Raw genomic sequence first — 14,789 nt, 5'->3', positions numbered from 1 at the left:
CCGATGGCGAAAGAAAAATTTGAGCGCACGAAGCCGCACGTTAACATTGGCACGATTGGCCATGTTGACCACGGCAAGACGACGCTGACAGCTGCAATCACGATGACGCTGGCTGAGGCCGGTGGTGCGACAGCAAAAGCTTATGACGAGATCGACGGCGCGCCTGAAGAAAAGGCCCGCGGCATCACGATCTCCACGGCTCACGTCGAGTATGAGACGGAAAACCGTCACTACGCGCACGTTGATTGCCCGGGTCACGCCGATTATGTGAAGAACATGATCACCGGCGCGGCGCAGATGGACGGCGGCATTCTCGTTGTTTCGGCTGCCGATGGCCCGATGCCGCAGACCCGCGAGCACATCCTGCTTGCCCGTCAGGTCGGTGTTCCGGCGCTTGTCGTGTTCATGAACAAGGTTGACCAGGTCGACGACGAAGAGCTCATCGAGCTTGTCGAAATGGAAATCCGCGAGCTTCTGTCCTCCTACGAGTTCCCGGGCGACGACATTCCGATCGTCAAGGGCTCCGCGCTGGCAGCTGTCGAGAACCGTGACCCGGCCATCGGCCGTGACGCGATCCGCGAGCTGATGGCTCAGGTCGATGCTTACATTCCGACGCCCGAGCGTCCGAAGGACATGCCGTTCCTGATGCCGATCGAAGACGTGTTCTCGATCTCCGGCCGTGGCACGGTTGTGACCGGTCGTGTTGAGCGCGGTATCGTGAAGGTTGGCGAAGAAGTCGCGGGTTCTGTTACCCCGCACACGAAGTTCAAGGCAGAAGCCTACATCCTGACGAAGGAAGAGGGCGGCCGTCATACACCGTTCTTCACCAACTACCGTCCGCAGTTCTACTTCCGTACGACGGACGTGACCGGTGTCGTGTCCCTGCCGGAAGGCACGGAAATGGTGATGCCGGGCGACAACGTCTCCGTTGACGTTGAACTGATCGTGCCGATCGCCATGGAAGAAGGCCTGCGCTTCGCTATCCGCGAAGGTGGCCGGACCGTCGGCGCAGGCGTCGTTGCATCCATCGTCGAGTAATCGACAGCCGGGCCTGCCGGTGATTTTTAATGAAGCGCGGGCAGGCCCGCAGTCTTATTGGGAACAATAACAATGAACGGTCAGAATATCCGGATCCGCCTAAAAGCGTTTGACCACCGTATTCTGGACGCCTCCACCAAGGAGATCGTCAATACGGCCAAGCGGACCGGTGCTCAGGTGCGGGGTCCCGTACCGCTGCCGACGCGGATTGAGAAGTACACGGTGCTTCGCGGTCCGCACATCGACAAGAAAAGCCGGGATCAGTTCGAGATGCGTACGCATAAGCGGCTTCTCGATATCGTTGATCCGACGCCCCAGACGGTGGACGCGCTGATGAAGCTCGACCTTGCCGCTGGTGTTGACGTCGAGATCAAGCTCTAAAGCGGGTCAAAGGGGACACATCCATGCGTTCTGGAGTGATCGCTCAGAAAGTGGGCATGACCCGCATTTACAATGATGCGGGCGAGCATGTTCCGGTCACTGTTCTGCGGCTGGAAAATTGCCAGGTGGTTGCCCACCGGACTGACGAAAAAAATGGTTACACTGCGCTGCAGCTCGGCGCCGGTATCCGTAAAGTCAAGAATACGCCCAAGGCGTTGCGCGGCCATTTTGCCATTGCAAAGGTCGAACCGAAGCGAACCGTCGCCGAGTTCCGCGTTACTGCGGATAATCTCATCGACGTTGGCGCCGAGTTGACCGCTGACCATTACGTCGAAGGCCAGTTCGTCGACGTGACGGGCACATCCATCGGTAAGGGTTTTGCCGGTGCGATGAAGCGTCACAACTTCGGCGGCGGCCGTGCATCGCACGGTAACTCGGTCTCGCACCGCGCACACGGTTCCACCGGTCAGTGTCAGGACCCGGGTCGCGTGTTCAAGGGCAAGAAGATGGCCGGTCATATGGGCGATGCCCGCGTGACCACGCAGAACCTGAAGGTTGTGCGCACTGATGTTGAGCGTGGCCTGATCATGGTCGAGGGTTCTGTTCCGGGCGCCAAGGGCGGCTGGATCCTGGTCCGCGACGCGATCAAGAAGGCGCTTCCGGAAAACGTTCCGGTTCCGGGTGCATTCAAGGCATCCGAAGCGACTGAAGCCGCCGGGAAGGAGAGTGAGTGATGGAACTCCAGGTCAAGACCCTCGCAGGTGGGGCGGCCGGTTCGATCACGGTGTCTGACGAGATCTTTGGTCTCGAGCCGCGCACCGATTTGATCCACCGTGTGGTGCGCTGGCAACTGGCGAAACGCCAGGCCGGCACCCACAAAACGCTGGGCCGTTCCGAAGTTTCCGGCACGACGAAGAAATTCGTCCGCCAGAAGGGTTCGGGCGGCGCGCGTCACGGCAACAAGAAGGCCCCGCAGTTCCGCGGTGGCGGCAGAGCATTCGGACCGGTCGTTCGCGACCATGGCCACGATCTGCCCAAGAAGGTTCGCGCCCTCGGCCTTAAGCATGCCCTTTCGGCGAAAGCCAAGGCGGACGGTATCGTCGTCGTTGAGGACGCCAAGGCGGCCGAAGCGAAGACCAAGGCTCTCAAGGAACAGCTCGCGAAGCTGGGTCTGACAAGTGCCCTGGTGATCGACGGCGCCGAAGTCGACAACAATTTCGTTCTGGCATCGCGCAACATTCCGCATCTGGATGTGTTGCCGGTACAGGGCATCAACGTCTACGACATCCTGCGGGCTCACACCCTGGTGTTGACCAAGGCAGCGGTGTCCGCACTTGAGGAGCGCTTCAAATGAGCAAACTTCCTCATTATGACAAGATCGTCGGCCCGGTAATCACCGAGAAGGCGACAATGGCTTCCGAAGAGAACAAGGTTGTCTTCAAAGTTGCGAACGATGCGACGAAGCCGGAAATCAAGGCCGCAGTGGAAGCGCTGTTCGGTGTCAAGGTCACGGCTGTGAACACCCTCGTCCGCAAGGGCAAGGTCAAGCGCTTCCGTGGACGTCTTGGCCGTCAGTCTGACTTCAAGAAGGCCGTCGTAACGCTGCAGGAAGGTCACGCAATCGACGTGACCACCGGGCTCTAAGGCGGGGACTTAAGAAAAATGGCACTTAAGACATTCAACCCAACGTCCCCAGGCCGCCGTCAGCTTGTTCAGGTTGACCGCTCCGGTCTCTGGAAGGGCAAGCCGGTCAAGACCTTGACCGAAGGCCTGTCCAAATCGGGTGGACGTAACAACACCGGTCGCCTGACGTCTCCGAACCGCGGTGGCGGTCACAAGCGGTCTTACCGTCTTGTCGACTTCAAGCGGCGCAAGTGGGACGTGCCGGCGACGGTCGAGCGCCTGGAATACGATCCGAACCGGACCGCATTCATCGCTCTGATCCGTTATGAAGACGGCGAGCTGAGCTACATCCTGGCGCCGCAGCGTCTGGGTGTCGGTGACACCGTTATTGCCGGCGAAAGCGTTGACGTGAAGCCGGGTAACGCCTCTCCGCTGTCGCGCATTCCGGTCGGCACGATCGTGCACAACATCGAAATGAAGCCGGGCAAGGGCGCCCAGATCGCCCGCTCCGCGGGGGCCTTCGTTCAGATCGTTGGCCGTGACCAGGGCTATACCACGCTGCGCCTGATGTCGGGCGAGCAGCGCCGTGTCCTGGGAACCTGCATGGCAACCGTTGGCGCCGTGTCCAATCCGGACCACTCCAACGTGAACCTGGGTAAAGCAGGCCGCTCTCGCTGGCTTGGCATACGTCCGCACACTCGCGGTGTTGCCATGAACCCGATCGACCACCCGCATGGCGGTGGTGAAGGCCGGACTTCCGGTGGACGTCATCCGGTTACCCCCTGGGGTAAACCGACCAAAGGCAAACGCACACGGCGCAACAAGCAGACCGATAAGTTTATCGTCCGCAGCCGCCACGCGCGTAAGAAGTAAAGGACAAGGATCGTGGCACGTTCGATCTGGAAAGGTCCGTTTGTCGACGGGTATCTGCTTAAGAAGGCGGACAAGGTTCGTGAGTCCGGCCGGAACGAGGTCATCAAGACCTGGAGCCGCCGCTCAACAGTTCTTCCGCAGTTCGTAGGTTTGACCTTCGGCGTCTACAACGGTCAAAAGCACGTTCCGGTGCTGGTGTCTGAAGAAATGATTGGTCACAAGCTCGGTGAGTTTTCTCCGTCCCGGACCTATTACGGACACGGCGCCGACAAGAAGGCGAAGAGGAAGTAACGATGGGCAAGCCGAAGCGTGAGCGGACGCTCGCTGACAATGAGGCCCGGGCAATGACCCGCATGCTGCGCGTTTCGCCGCGCAAGCTGAACCTCGTTGCGGCTTCGATCCGCGGTAAAAAGGTCGGCTCCGCGATTGCGGACCTGACATTCTCCCGTAAGCGCATCGCGCAGGACGTCAAGAAGACCCTGATGTCCGCCGTCGCAAACGCGGAAAACAACCATGACCTGGACATCGACAACCTGGTGGTTGCCGAAGCTCATGTTGGCAAGGCCTTTGTCATCAAGCGGTTCCAGGCCCGTGCTCGCGGACGTGTCGGCCGGATCGAGAAGCCTTTCTCGAACCTGACCATCGTTGTTCGTGAAACTGAGGAGACTGCCTGATGGGACACAAGACAAACCCGATCGGCATGCGCCTCGGGATTAACCGCACCTGGGATTCCCGCTGGTATGCGAACAAGAACGAATACGGCGACCTTCTTCACGAAGATTTCCGCATCCGTGAGTTCCTGCTGAAGGAACTCAAGCAGGCTGCGGTTTCCAAGGTGGTTATCGAACGCCCGCATAAGAAGTGCCGTGTTGCCATTCATTCCGGTCGTCCGGGTGTGGTCATCGGTAAAAAGGGTGCCGATATCGAGCGTCTTCGCAAGAAGATTGCCGAAATCACGAATTCGGAAGTGCATCTCAACATCGTTGAAGTGCGCAAGCCGGAAATCGACGCGACCCTGGTTGCCGCTTCGATCGCTCAGCAGCTGGAACGCCGTGTTGCTTTCCGCCGCGCCATGAAGCGGGCCGTTCAGTCCGCCATGCGTCTCGGCGCCCAGGGCATCCGGATCAACTGCGGCGGCCGTCTCGGTGGCGCGGAAATCGCGCGTATCGAGTGGTACCGTGAAGGCCGCGTGCCGCTTCACACCCTGCGTGCGGACATCGACTACGGTGTTGCAAGCGCTCACACGGCTTATGGCGTGTGCGGTGTGAAGGTCTGGATCTTCAAGGGTGAAATTCTGGAGCATGATCCGATGGCGTCCGAACGCCGTGCGACCGCAGCTTCCGAAGGACATCAGGGTGATCGCGGCGGACGCCGGGATCGGGGCCGCGAGCGCGCAGCTTAAGTCAAGCTGCCTGCCGCTCGTAAGAAAAGAAAGACGAGAGAAGAACGATGCTGCAACCGAAGCGCACAAAGTTCCGCAAGCAGCACAAAGGCCGCATTCACGGCTTGTCGAAGGGAGGCACCGACCTCAACTTCGGCGCATTCGGTCTGAAGGCTCTTGAGCCGGAGCGTGTCACGGCACGTCAGATCGAAGCGGCCCGTCGTGCTATGACCCGTCACATGAAACGTGCTGGTCGTGTTTGGATCCGTATCTTCCCGGACGTCCCGGTTTCTTCGAAACCTGCGGAAGTCCGCATGGGTAAGGGTAAGGGTTCGCCGGATTTCTGGGCTTGTCGTGTCAAGCCGGGCCGGATCATGTTTGAAATCGACGGTGTGCCGGAAGACACTGCGCGTGAAGCCATGCGTCTTGCCGCCGCCAAGCTGCCGATCAAGTGCCGTTTCGTTCAGCGTATCGGCGAGTAGGGCAGGCGAGGAGTTACAGCCATGAAGGCTTCCGATGTAAGGGCAAAGACCCTCGATGAGCTCCGTAGTGAGCTTGAGGTCCTGAAGAAAGAGCAGTTCAACCTGCGCTTCCAGAAGGCCACGGGTCAGCTTGAAAATACCGCGCGTGTCCGGCAAATCCGCCGTGATGTCGCGCGTATCCAGACGATCATGCGCGACAAGCGTGTGACGGCGAACGCGTAAGGAGACGGCAATGCCGAAGCGTATCCTGCAGGGCACCGTAGTCAGCGACGCCAATGACAAGACGGTCACGGTGAACGTGGAGCGCCGCTTCACACACCCGCTTTTGAAGAAGACTGTGCGCCGTACGAAGAAGTACCGTGCGCATGATGAAAGCAACAATTACAAGGTCGGCGATTCTGTTCAGATCGAAGAGTGTGCGCCGATCTCGAAAAACAAACGTTGGACCGTGGTCACTCAGTGATCGCGCTCCATTCAGTGAGCATCAGGCGCACGTGACCCGTGCGCCGCTAGAAGAACAAGGCAGCCAGTCATGATTCAGATGCAAACAAACCTCGACGTCGCCGACAATTCCGGCGCCCGTCGTGTCATGTGCATCAAAGTGCTCGGCGGCTCCAAGCGTAAATACGCCAAGGTCGGAGACATTATCGTTGTTTCCGTGAAAGAGGCTATTCCGCGGGGGCGCGTCAAGAAGGGCGACGTGATGAAGGCTGTCGTCGTGCGCACGGCTAAGGATATCCGCCGTCCCGATGGCAGCGTGATCCGGTTCGACCGCAATGCGGCCGTGCTGGTCAACAACAACAAGGAGCCCGTCGGCACCCGTATCTTCGGACCGGTACCGCGCGAACTCCGTGCAAAGAACCACATGAAGATCATTTCGCTCGCGCCGGAGGTGCTCTGATGGCTGCGAAAATTAAAAAAGGCGACACAGTGGTCGTGCTGACCGGTCGTGACAAGGGCAAGTCGGGTGAGGTCGTTCAGATTCTGACGTCCGATAACAAGGCTCTGGTCCGCGGTATCAATATGGTCCGCCGTCACCAGAAGCAGACCCAGGCGCAGGAAGCCGGCATCGTGGCGAAGGAAGCTCCGATCCACATGTCGAACATCGCACTGGCCGATCCGAAGGACGGCAAGGCGACCCGCGTCGGCTTCAAAGTTCAGGACGATGGCACCAAGGTTCGTGTGTCCAGACGTTCGGGAGACCTGATCGATGGCTGAGACTACTTACGTGCCGCGTCTCAAGACGCATTACAACGAAGTCGTGCGCAAGCAGCTTCTTGAAAAGTTCGAATACAAGAACGTCATGCAGGTTCCGCAGCTCGAAAAGGTTGTCTTGAACATCGGTGTCGGTGAAGCCGTCGGCGATTCCAAGAAAGCCCGTATCGCAGCCGACGACCTGGCGGCGATCGCCGGTCAGAAGCCTGTTATCACCATGGCGAAGAAATCCATCGCGACCTTCAAGGTCCGCGAAGGCATGCCGCTGGGCGTCAAGGTTACCTTGCGCAGCCAGCAGATGTTCGAATTTCTTGACCGTCTCATCACCATCGCGCTGCCGCGCGTGCGTGACTTCCGGGGTCTGAACCCGAAGAGCTTCGATGGCCGTGGCAACTATGCCATGGGTATCAAGGAACACATCGTGTTTCCGGAAGTCGAGTACGACAAGGTCGACCAGATCTGGGGCATGGACGTGATCGTTTGCACCACGGCGCCGACGGATGACGAAGCACGCGAGCTTCTGCGCGCGTTCAACTTCCCGTTCACGAAGTAACGGGCAAGGAAGGGATCGACGATGGCGAAGAAAAGCGCAATCGAGAAAAACAAGCGCCGCGAGAAGCTTGTAAAGAAATACGCAGAGAAGCGCGCTGCTCTCAAGGCACTGGCGAAAGATGAAAGCCTGTCCCTGGAAGAGCGCTACAATGCCCGTCTGAAGCTGGCGAAACTGCCGCGGAACTCCGCGCCGAACCGCGTTCGCAACCGTTGCGAAGTGTCCGGCCGTCCGCGCGGTTTTTATCGCAAGCTGAAGATGTCGCGTATTGCGCTTCGTGAACTGGGTTCCCTGGGCAAGATCCCGGGCCTGGTCAAGTCGAGCTGGTAAGGAGAAACTCCGATGGCAATTTCTGATCCGTTGGGGGATATGCTGACCCGGATTCGCAACGCGCAAATGCGTCGCAAAAACAAGGTCAGCTCACCAAATTCCAAATTGCGCGCGCACGTACTTGATGTGCTCGCCAAAGAGGGTTACATCCGTGGCTACACCACGGTTGAATACGAGGGCGGCAAGTCCGAGTTGGAAATCGAACTGAAGTATTTCGATGGCGAGCCGGTTATCCGCACGATTGAGCGGGTTTCCAAGCCGGGACGTCGCGTTTACTCGTCGGTGAGAAATATCCCGCATGTCTCCAATGGCCTGGGCGTGTCGATCATATCGACCCCGCGCGGCGTCATGAGCGACCATCAGGCGCGGGATGAAAATGTAGGTGGTGAGGTACTCTGCCGCGTCTTCTGATGCGACAGACTCACTTTTGAAACAACGACAAGGTTGGTCAAATGTCTCGTATTGGCAAAAAGCCAGTCCCCGTGCCAAGCGGGGTAACGGCATCGATCGACGGTCAGACGGTTACGATCAAGGGCCCGAAAGGCGAAAAGTCTTTCATGCTCAACGATCTTGTTCTGGCCGAAATGACGGATGACGGTATCAGGATTGATCCGCGCAACAACACCAAGCCGGCCCGCTCCATGTGGGGCATGAGCCGGACCATGGTGGCGAACCTGATCACCGGTGTGACCGAGGGCTTCAAGAAAGACCTCGCCATGACCGGTGTCGGTTACCGCGCACAGATCCAGGGCAAGAACCTTCAGCTGGCGCTGGGTTTCTCGCACGACGTCATTTATCCGATTCCGGAAGGGATCGATATCGCGTGCCCGAAACCGACGGAAATCAGCATCTCCGGAACCGACAAACAACGTGTCGGCCAGGTTGCTGCTGAAATTCGTGAATTCCGCCCGCCGGAGCCCTACAAGGGCAAAGGCGTTCGATATGCAGGCGAGTTCATCGTCCGCAAAGAAGGCAAGAAGAAGTAACGGACCAGGATCATGGCGAACAGCAAACAAGCTTTCGAGCGCCGTCGCGATCGCGTGCGTCGTTCGATCCGGAAAGCCGCAGGAGATCGTCCGCGTCTTTCTATCTTCCGCTCGTCGAAGCAGATCTACGCCCAGATCATTGACGATGCGAAGGGGCATACGATTGCCTCTGCTTCAACGATCGAACAAGATCTCAAGGGCAACCTGAAAACGGGCGCCGACGTTGCTGCAGCTGCAGCCGTTGGCAAGCTTGTCGCCGAACGCGCAGTCGCGGCCGGCATTAAGCAGGTCGTGTTTGACCGAGGCGGGTATCAGTATCACGGGCGCGTCAAGGCGCTTGCTGATGCGGCTCGTGAAGGTGGACTTGAATTCTGACCAGCGCCCGTTGGCGCTCTTAAGAACGGAAGACGTATAATATGGCGAGACAGGAACATCGCGATCGCGACGAGCGAGACAGCGAATTCGTCGACAAGCTCGTTCACATCAACCGCGTTGCCAAGGTGGTCAAGGGTGGCCGTCGTTTCGGCTTCGCTGCTCTGGTTGTGGTTGGTGATCAGAAGGGCCGTGTCGGCTTCGGTCATGGCAAGGCGCGTGAAGTGCCGGAAGCCATCCGGAAGGCAACAGAAGCTGCAAAGCGCACGATGATCCGTGTGCCTCTGCGCGAAGGCAGGACGCTGCACCACGATGTGGAAGGCCGTCATGGCGCCGGCAAGGTGCTGTTGCGGGCGGCTCCGGCCGGTACCGGCATCATCGCGGGTGGCCCGATGCGTGCCGTCTTCGAAACGCTCGGCGTTCAGGACGTTGTGGCCAAGTCGCTGGGGACCTCCAACCCCTACAACATGGTTCGCGCGACATTCGCTGCGCTGACCAAGGAAGACAGCCCGCGCTCCGTCGCTGCCCGCCGTGGCCTCAAGGTCTCTGTGTTGCAGTCCCGGCGTCGTGACAACAACGATGAGGCGGCTCCGGCTGCCGCTGAGGCTTGACCTTAGCGGTTCCGGTTTTCAGCTGAAAGAGGGTAGGTTCCATGGCGAACACCGAAAAGACTGTCACGGTCGAACAGATTGGCAGCCCGCTGCGCCGTCCGAAGGATCAGCGCGCGACGCTCGTCGGTCTCGGCCTGAACAAGATGCACCGTCGTAAAACACTGAAGGACACTCCTGAAGTGCGCGGCATGATCAATAAGGTCCAGCATCTCGTTCGTGTTGTCAAAGACAACGCGTAACAACGGGGTGAGGAGAGAAAAACATGAAGCTCAACGAACTTCGTGACAACGAAGGTGCCGTGAAAGACCGCACTCGCGTTGGCCGCGGTATCGGTTCCGGCAAGGGCAAGACCGGCGGCCGTGGCGTCAAGGGTCAGAAGTCCCGTTCCGGCGTCGCGATCAAAGGCTTTGAAGGCGGTCAGATGCCGCTTCACCGCCGTCTGCCGAAGCGTGGTTTCACGAACATTTTTGCCAAGGACTACACGACAGTGTCCGTTGGCCGTGTTCAGAAGGCCATCGATGCCGGCAAGCTCAAAGCGTCCGAGACGGTTACCGTCGAAACGCTGAAAGCCGCAGGCGTCGTCAAGCGTATCCGTGACGGTGTGCGTCTCGTTGCCAGTGGTGAACTCACCGCTGCAGTGACATTTGAAGTTGCCGGTGCCTCCAAGGGCGCTGTAGCAGCGATTGAAAAAGCGGGCGGCAAGGTTGCCGTTCTGGGAGCTCAGGCTTAACAGCCTGGGCTTTTCCCATTTTGTCAGCAAGTATCTGACCGGAGTAGGGCATGGCATCGGCCGCCGAGCAACTGGCGTCAAATCTCAATTTCTCAGCTTTCGCCAAGGCTGAAGAGCTCAAAAAGCGCATCTGGTTCACACTGGGGGCGCTTTTGGTTTATCGACTGGGCACCTATATCCCGATGCCCGGTATCAATCCTGAAGCTTTCGCGCAGGCCTTCAACCAGGCCCAGTCCGGCATCATCGGCATGTTCAACATGTTCTCCGGTGGCGCGGTCCAGCGTATGGCGATCTTCGCCCTCGGCATCATGCCGTATATTTCCGCTTCCATCATCATGCAGCTCATGACGACCGTCGTGCCGACGCTCGAGCAGCTGAAGAAGGAGGGCGAACAGGGCCGCAAGGTAATCAACCAGTACACCCGCTACGGAACCGTGATCCTGGCCGCGTTCCAGGCCTATGGCATCGCAGTCGGGCTGGAAGGTGCGGCCAATGTCGTTACCGATCCGGGCTGGTTCTTCCGCGCGTCCACGGTGATCACACTGGTCGGTGGCACCATGTTCCTGATGTGGCTGGGTGAGCAGATTACCTCGCGCGGCATCGGCAACGGTATTTCGCTGATCATCTTCGCCGGTATCGTTGCGGGTCTTCCGTCGGCCATCGTGCAGACGCTGGAACTCGGCCGTCAGGGCTCCCTGGCGACCTGGATCATTCTTGCCGTTATCATTCTGGCCGTCGTCGTGATCGCGTTCATCGTGTTCATGGAGCGGGCGCAGCGGCGTCTTCTGATCCAGTATCCAAAGCGCCAGATGGGCAACCAGATGATGCAGGGACAAACGTCGTTCCTGCCGCTCAAGCTCAACACCGCAGGTGTGATTCCGCCGATCTTCGCCTCGTCCCTGCTGCTGGTGCCGGCAACGGTTGCCGGTTTCGGCCAGGGCTCGGGCAATGAATGGCTGACTTACATCACCGCGGCGCTCGGTCACGGCCAGCCCCTGTTCATGATCGCTTACGCGGCCATGATCATCTTCTTCTGCTTCTTTTATACGGCTATCGTTTTCAATCCGAGCGATACCGCCGATAACCTGAAGAAGCATGGCGGGTTCATACCGGGGATCCGTCCGGGTGAGCGGACTGCGCAATATATCGACCATGTGCTGACGCGCATTACCACTGTCGGTGCGATCTACATCACCATTGTTTGTCTATTACCCGAATTCCTCATTTCGGCGACGGGCGTTCCGTTCTATTTCGGGGGAACCTCCTTGTTGATCGTCGTAAGCGTGACAATGGATACCGTATCCCAGATTCAGGGACACCTGCTTGCGCATCAATATGAAGGTCTGGTGAAAAAAGCGAAATTGAGTGGGAGGCGTAGATGAGGCTGATTCTGGTAGGACCGCCAGGAGCGGGGAAGGGGACACAGGCCGAGCGCCTTGTCGCGAAACACGGCATACCGCAACTCTCCACCGGAGACATGTTGCGGGCCGCCGTTGCCGCCCAGACCCCGGTAGGCCTCAAGGCCAAGGAAGTTATGAATGCCGGCGGTCTCGTCTCCGACGAGATCGTCGTCGGCATTATCCGTGACCGGATTGCCGAGGACGACGCCAGAAAAGGGTTCATCCTGGACGGCTTCCCGCGGACCATCGCCCAGGCGGAAGCGCTCGACAAGATGCTCCAGGACAGCAATCAGAAGGTAGACGCAGTTCTTGAACTCCGCGTTGACCAGACCAAACTAGTCGACCGGATCATCAAACGTGCCGAGGACGCCAAGGCTGCCGGCCAGCCTGTGCGCAAGGACGACGACCCGGAAGTTTTCAAGCAACGCCTTGAAGCATACAACCGGGATACTGCGGTTGTGGTTCCCTATTACGAGAAAGCCGACTTGCTGTCCGTGATTGACGGAATGCAATCTATCGACGACGTGACGGCGTCCATAGAATCCGCGCTGCAAGGACTTGACGGATAGGGGTGGAGCCGTTAAAGGACGCGGTCTACCTTACAGTTTAGCCGGTTCCACGACAGTGGGGCCGGCATTCTCTGTGCCGGGATTTCCCGGCATTTTCGTACCCCGCAGGGGCCGGACTCCACCGGACGCGGGTTTTTTCTCTCTGCGGCAAGCCGTTGCGGCTGCTGCTCAACATGGAGACGAACGTGGCACGTATTGCTGGCGTTAACATCCCGACGAACAAGCGCGTAGTTATCGCGCTTCAGTATATTCACGGCATCGGTAAAAAGTTCGCTCAGGAAATCATCGAGAAGAACAACATCGATGCTGCCCGCCGCGTCAATGAACTTTCCGATTCGGAAGTTCTTTCGATCCGCGAAACCATCGACCGTGATTACATGGTTGAAGGTGACCTTCGTCGTGACACCGCGATGAACATCAAGCGTCTCATGGACCTTGGCTGCTACCGCGGCCTGCGTCACCGCCGCGGCCTTCCGGTTCGCGGTCAGCGGACTCATACGAATGCTCGTACCCGCAAGGGTCCGGCAAAGCCGATCGCAGGCAAGAAAAAATAATCATCGCTCGGCGATTGGTGGTGGAGCTGCCGGAATTACGGCAGTGAAGAGATCAAAACAAGGACAACAAAATGGCTAAAGAAACGACGCGCGTGCGTCGCCGCGAACGCAAGAACATTTCTTCTGGCGTCGCGCATGTGAACTCGACGTTCAACAACACGATGATCACGATTACCGATGCTCAGGGCAACACGATCTCCTGGTCGTCCGCCGGTGCTCTCGGTTTCAAGGGCTCGCGCAAGTCTACACCGTATGCAGCTCAGGTTGCCGCGGAAGATGCTGCGAAGAAAGCCGCCGAACATGGTATGCGCACGCTGGAAGTCGAGGTTCGTGGCCCCGGTTCCGGCCGTGAATCCGCTCTGCGCGCCCTGCAGGCTGCCGGTTTCCTCATCACGTCCATCCGTGACGTGACGCCGATACCGCACAATGGCTGCCGTCCGCGCAAGCGCCGCCGCGTCTAAGGCTTCCCGCTTTAGTTACTAGTTTCTCCAAATGGCAAGGAATGGCTCGGCCTTCAAAGCCGAGCGGGATAGCCGAAGGGACGAAAACGTGACCATTCAAAAAAACTGGCAAGAACTTATCAAGCCGACCAAACTCGAGATCAAGCCGGGCGACGATCCCCGCTTTCTGGCAACTGTGGTTGCCGAGCCGCTCGAGCGTGGCTACGGCCTGACCCTGGGCAACGCTCTGCGCCGTATCCTGCTGTCCTCCCTTCAGGGCGCAGCCGTTACGGCGGTCCAGATTGACGGCGTTCTGCATGAATTCTCGTCGATCCCGGGCGTCCGGGAAGATGTCACCGACATCGTGCTCAACATCAAGGAAATCGCCATCCGCATGGAAGGCGAAGGCCCCAAGCGCATGGTTGTGCGCAAGCAGGGTCCTGGTGTCGTGACCGCAGGTGACATTCAGACGGTTGGCGATGTCGAGGTTCTCAATCCGGAACTGGTGCTTTGCACGCTGGACGAGGGCGCCGAGATCCGCATGGAATTCACCGTCAACACCGGCAAGGGCTATCATTCGTCCGACCGCAATCGTCCGGAAGATGCGCCGATCGGCCTTATTCCGGTCGACAGCTTGTACTCACCGGTCAAGAAGGTCTCCTACAAGGTGGAAAACACCCGTGAAGGCCAGGTTCTCGACTATGACAAGCTGACCCTGACGGTTGAAACCGATGGTTCGGTCAAGCCGGATGATGCCGTGGCTTTCGCGGCGCGCATTCTGCAGGACCAGCTTTCCATCTTCGTCAATTTCGAAGAGCCGCAGCGCGAAGTTGCCGAGGATTCCGTCCCGGAACTGGCGTTCAATCCGGCGCTTCTCAAGAAAGTCGACGAACTGGAGCTGTCCGTCCGGTCCGCAAACTGCCTGAAGAACGACAATATCGTGTATATTGGCGATCTCATTCAGAAGACCGAAGCGGAAATGCTGCGGACGCCGAATTTCGGCCGCAAGTCGCTCAACGAGATCAAGGAAGTTCTCGCCCAGATGGGTCTCCATCTCGGCATGGAAGTCGCCAACTGGCCGCCCGAGAACATCGACGATTTGGCAAAGCGCTACGAAGACCATCAGTATTAAGGGACGTACGCGTCCCCAGAGCATCCTGCGTTCAATCGAATGCGGACAAGATGCTCGCCAACGAAGGAATCGAGCGACTTGTCCGTATTCAGGTGATCCGCCTGGATACGGGTTGCTCTAGA

General features: G+C 58.6%; 27 protein-coding genes. All 27 read left to right on the top strand.

All coding sequences use genetic code 11. From position 1 onward, the window contains the following. Positions 1–3 precede the first annotated feature (3 nt). Positions 4–1,038 (top strand): elongation factor Tu, encoded by a 1,035-nt coding sequence (locus OA90_RS19835; protein ID WP_068416189.1) that lies wholly within the window; start codon positions 4–6, stop codon positions 1,036–1,038. 72 nt (positions 1,039–1,110) lie between these two features. Then, a complete protein-coding gene (gene rpsJ / locus OA90_RS19830; RefSeq protein WP_006936455.1) occupies positions 1,111–1,419 on the top strand; it encodes a 30S ribosomal protein S10 in 309 nt (102 codons plus the stop codon). Between the two features lie 23 nt (positions 1,420–1,442). Then, positions 1,443–2,153 (top strand): 50S ribosomal protein L3, encoded by a 711-nt coding sequence (gene rplC / locus OA90_RS19825; RefSeq protein ID WP_068416186.1) that lies wholly within the window; start codon positions 1,443–1,445, stop codon positions 2,151–2,153. Then, complete coding sequence (rplD, locus tag OA90_RS19820; RefSeq protein WP_068416183.1) at positions 2,153–2,773, top strand: 50S ribosomal protein L4; 621 nt, start codon at positions 2,153–2,155, stop codon at positions 2,771–2,773. Before rplC ends, rplD begins: the two co-directional genes overlap by 1 nt. Next, positions 2,770–3,063 (top strand): 50S ribosomal protein L23, encoded by a 294-nt coding sequence (locus OA90_RS19815; protein ID WP_068416180.1) that lies wholly within the window; start codon positions 2,770–2,772, stop codon positions 3,061–3,063. Before rplD ends, OA90_RS19815 begins: the two co-directional genes overlap by 4 nt. Positions 3,064–3,081: 18 nt before the next feature. Further along, positions 3,082–3,915 carry a 50S ribosomal protein L2 gene (rplB, locus tag OA90_RS19810; protein ID WP_068416178.1) on the top strand — a complete coding sequence of 278 codons (834 nt, stop codon included), beginning with the start codon at positions 3,082–3,084 and terminating at the stop codon, positions 3,913–3,915. Positions 3,916–3,927: 12 nt separating this feature from the next. Then, entirely contained in the window at positions 3,928–4,206 is a 279-nt protein-coding gene (rpsS, locus tag OA90_RS19805) for a 30S ribosomal protein S19 (protein WP_068416176.1), read from the top strand. Positions 4,207–4,208: 2 nt separating this feature from the next. Next, positions 4,209–4,589, top strand: coding sequence for a 50S ribosomal protein L22 (gene rplV, locus OA90_RS19800; RefSeq protein WP_068416173.1), 381 nt, complete (start codon positions 4,209–4,211; stop codon positions 4,587–4,589). Beyond that, positions 4,589–5,317 carry a 30S ribosomal protein S3 gene (gene rpsC, locus OA90_RS19795; RefSeq protein ID WP_068416171.1) on the top strand — a complete coding sequence of 243 codons (729 nt, stop codon included), beginning with the start codon at positions 4,589–4,591 and terminating at the stop codon, positions 5,315–5,317. The genes rplV and rpsC overlap by 1 nt, the downstream gene beginning before the upstream one ends. Before the next feature lie 47 nt (positions 5,318–5,364). Then, complete coding sequence (gene rplP / locus OA90_RS19790) at positions 5,365–5,778, top strand: 50S ribosomal protein L16 (protein WP_068416168.1); 414 nt, start codon at positions 5,365–5,367, stop codon at positions 5,776–5,778. 21 nt (positions 5,779–5,799) lie between these two features. After that, positions 5,800–6,000, top strand: a complete 201-nt coding sequence (gene rpmC / locus OA90_RS19785) for a 50S ribosomal protein L29 (RefSeq protein ID WP_068416165.1) — start codon at positions 5,800–5,802, stop codon at positions 5,998–6,000. Between the two features lie 10 nt (positions 6,001–6,010). Beyond that, positions 6,011–6,241, top strand: coding sequence for a 30S ribosomal protein S17 (gene rpsQ / locus OA90_RS19780; RefSeq protein WP_068416163.1), 231 nt, complete (start codon positions 6,011–6,013; stop codon positions 6,239–6,241). A gap of 69 nt (positions 6,242–6,310) precedes the next feature. After that, positions 6,311–6,679, top strand: coding sequence for a 50S ribosomal protein L14 (gene rplN / locus OA90_RS19775; protein WP_068416160.1), 369 nt, complete (start codon positions 6,311–6,313; stop codon positions 6,677–6,679). Next, entirely contained in the window at positions 6,679–6,996 is a 318-nt protein-coding gene (gene rplX, locus OA90_RS19770; RefSeq protein WP_068416157.1) for a 50S ribosomal protein L24, read from the top strand. The genes rplN and rplX overlap by 1 nt, the downstream gene beginning before the upstream one ends. Continuing rightward, positions 6,989–7,546 (top strand): 50S ribosomal protein L5, encoded by a 558-nt coding sequence (rplE, locus tag OA90_RS19765; RefSeq protein WP_068416154.1) that lies wholly within the window; start codon positions 6,989–6,991, stop codon positions 7,544–7,546. The genes rplX and rplE overlap by 8 nt, the downstream gene beginning before the upstream one ends. A gap of 21 nt (positions 7,547–7,567) precedes the next feature. Further along, a complete protein-coding gene (rpsN, locus tag OA90_RS19760) occupies positions 7,568–7,873 on the top strand; it encodes a 30S ribosomal protein S14 (protein ID WP_006936439.1) in 306 nt (101 codons plus the stop codon). Between the two features lie 12 nt (positions 7,874–7,885). Beyond that, complete coding sequence (gene rpsH, locus OA90_RS19755) at positions 7,886–8,284, top strand: 30S ribosomal protein S8 (RefSeq protein WP_068416152.1); 399 nt, start codon at positions 7,886–7,888, stop codon at positions 8,282–8,284. Positions 8,285–8,325: 41 nt separating this feature from the next. After that, complete coding sequence (rplF, locus tag OA90_RS19750; protein WP_068416150.1) at positions 8,326–8,859, top strand: 50S ribosomal protein L6; 534 nt, start codon at positions 8,326–8,328, stop codon at positions 8,857–8,859. Between the two features lie 12 nt (positions 8,860–8,871). Then, the gene (gene rplR, locus OA90_RS19745) at positions 8,872–9,234 is read left to right on the top strand and encodes a 50S ribosomal protein L18 (RefSeq protein WP_068416147.1); all 363 of its coding nucleotides are present in this window, start codon (positions 8,872–8,874) and stop codon (positions 9,232–9,234) included. A 41-nt stretch (positions 9,235–9,275) separates the two neighbouring features. After that, positions 9,276–9,842: a 30S ribosomal protein S5 gene (gene rpsE / locus OA90_RS19740; protein WP_068416144.1), complete on the top strand. Its 567-nt coding sequence runs from the start codon at positions 9,276–9,278 to the stop codon at positions 9,840–9,842. A 41-nt stretch (positions 9,843–9,883) separates the two neighbouring features. After that, positions 9,884–10,081 carry a 50S ribosomal protein L30 gene (gene rpmD, locus OA90_RS19735; RefSeq protein ID WP_068416141.1) on the top strand — a complete coding sequence of 66 codons (198 nt, stop codon included), beginning with the start codon at positions 9,884–9,886 and terminating at the stop codon, positions 10,079–10,081. Positions 10,082–10,104: 23 nt separating this feature from the next. Then, entirely contained in the window at positions 10,105–10,572 is a 468-nt protein-coding gene (gene rplO / locus OA90_RS19730; protein WP_068416139.1) for a 50S ribosomal protein L15, read from the top strand. A 50-nt stretch (positions 10,573–10,622) separates the two neighbouring features. Beyond that, positions 10,623–11,954, top strand: a complete 1,332-nt coding sequence (secY, locus tag OA90_RS19725; protein WP_068416136.1) for a preprotein translocase subunit SecY — start codon at positions 10,623–10,625, stop codon at positions 11,952–11,954. Further along, a complete protein-coding gene (locus OA90_RS19720; protein WP_068416133.1) occupies positions 11,951–12,541 on the top strand; it encodes an adenylate kinase in 591 nt (196 codons plus the stop codon). Before secY ends, OA90_RS19720 begins: the two co-directional genes overlap by 4 nt. A 185-nt stretch (positions 12,542–12,726) precedes the next feature. Then, positions 12,727–13,095 (top strand): 30S ribosomal protein S13, encoded by a 369-nt coding sequence (rpsM, locus tag OA90_RS19715; RefSeq protein WP_068416278.1) that lies wholly within the window; start codon positions 12,727–12,729, stop codon positions 13,093–13,095. 71 nt (positions 13,096–13,166) lie between these two features. Beyond that, positions 13,167–13,556, top strand: a complete 390-nt coding sequence (gene rpsK, locus OA90_RS19710; protein WP_068416131.1) for a 30S ribosomal protein S11 — start codon at positions 13,167–13,169, stop codon at positions 13,554–13,556. Between the two features lie 31 nt (positions 13,557–13,587). Beyond that, complete coding sequence (locus OA90_RS19705; protein WP_208986207.1) at positions 13,588–14,667, top strand: DNA-directed RNA polymerase subunit alpha; 1,080 nt, start codon at positions 13,588–13,590, stop codon at positions 14,665–14,667. Positions 14,668–14,789 lie beyond the last annotated feature (122 nt).

Origin of the sequence: Labrenzia sp. OB1, assembly GCF_001624695.1 — a bacterium.
Classification (GTDB): Bacteria; Pseudomonadota; Alphaproteobacteria; order Rhizobiales; family Stappiaceae; genus Roseibium.
Note: the sequence above shows the minus strand (reverse complement) of the source record. Positions and strands in the feature narration are given on the sequence as shown.

Coding starts and splice junctions, on each gene's coding strand:
- OA90_RS19835 (WP_068416189.1), top strand. CDS start 4: ATGGCGAAAGAAAAATTTGAGCGCACGAAGCCGCACGTTAACATTGGC.
- rpsJ (WP_006936455.1), top strand. CDS start 1,111: ATGAACGGTCAGAATATCCGGATCCGCCTAAAAGCGTTTGACCACCGT.
- rplC (WP_068416186.1), top strand. CDS start 1,443: ATGCGTTCTGGAGTGATCGCTCAGAAAGTGGGCATGACCCGCATTTAC.
- rplD (WP_068416183.1), top strand. CDS start 2,153: ATGGAACTCCAGGTCAAGACCCTCGCAGGTGGGGCGGCCGGTTCGATC.
- OA90_RS19815 (WP_068416180.1), top strand. CDS start 2,770: ATGAGCAAACTTCCTCATTATGACAAGATCGTCGGCCCGGTAATCACC.
- rplB (WP_068416178.1), top strand. CDS start 3,082: ATGGCACTTAAGACATTCAACCCAACGTCCCCAGGCCGCCGTCAGCTT.
- rplV (WP_068416173.1), top strand. CDS start 4,209: ATGGGCAAGCCGAAGCGTGAGCGGACGCTCGCTGACAATGAGGCCCGG.
- rpsC (WP_068416171.1), top strand. CDS start 4,589: ATGGGACACAAGACAAACCCGATCGGCATGCGCCTCGGGATTAACCGC.
- rplP (WP_068416168.1), top strand. CDS start 5,365: ATGCTGCAACCGAAGCGCACAAAGTTCCGCAAGCAGCACAAAGGCCGC.
- rpmC (WP_068416165.1), top strand. CDS start 5,800: ATGAAGGCTTCCGATGTAAGGGCAAAGACCCTCGATGAGCTCCGTAGT.
- rpsQ (WP_068416163.1), top strand. CDS start 6,011: ATGCCGAAGCGTATCCTGCAGGGCACCGTAGTCAGCGACGCCAATGAC.
- rplN (WP_068416160.1), top strand. CDS start 6,311: ATGATTCAGATGCAAACAAACCTCGACGTCGCCGACAATTCCGGCGCC.
- rplX (WP_068416157.1), top strand. CDS start 6,679: ATGGCTGCGAAAATTAAAAAAGGCGACACAGTGGTCGTGCTGACCGGT.
- rplE (WP_068416154.1), top strand. CDS start 6,989: ATGGCTGAGACTACTTACGTGCCGCGTCTCAAGACGCATTACAACGAA.
- rpsN (WP_006936439.1), top strand. CDS start 7,568: ATGGCGAAGAAAAGCGCAATCGAGAAAAACAAGCGCCGCGAGAAGCTT.
- rpsH (WP_068416152.1), top strand. CDS start 7,886: ATGGCAATTTCTGATCCGTTGGGGGATATGCTGACCCGGATTCGCAAC.
- rplF (WP_068416150.1), top strand. CDS start 8,326: ATGTCTCGTATTGGCAAAAAGCCAGTCCCCGTGCCAAGCGGGGTAACG.
- rplR (WP_068416147.1), top strand. CDS start 8,872: ATGGCGAACAGCAAACAAGCTTTCGAGCGCCGTCGCGATCGCGTGCGT.
- rpsE (WP_068416144.1), top strand. CDS start 9,276: ATGGCGAGACAGGAACATCGCGATCGCGACGAGCGAGACAGCGAATTC.
- rpmD (WP_068416141.1), top strand. CDS start 9,884: ATGGCGAACACCGAAAAGACTGTCACGGTCGAACAGATTGGCAGCCCG.
- rplO (WP_068416139.1), top strand. CDS start 10,105: ATGAAGCTCAACGAACTTCGTGACAACGAAGGTGCCGTGAAAGACCGC.
- secY (WP_068416136.1), top strand. CDS start 10,623: ATGGCATCGGCCGCCGAGCAACTGGCGTCAAATCTCAATTTCTCAGCT.
- OA90_RS19720 (WP_068416133.1), top strand. CDS start 11,951: ATGAGGCTGATTCTGGTAGGACCGCCAGGAGCGGGGAAGGGGACACAG.
- rpsK (WP_068416131.1), top strand. CDS start 13,167: ATGGCTAAAGAAACGACGCGCGTGCGTCGCCGCGAACGCAAGAACATT.
- OA90_RS19705 (WP_208986207.1), top strand. CDS start 13,588: ATGGCAAGGAATGGCTCGGCCTTCAAAGCCGAGCGGGATAGCCGAAGG.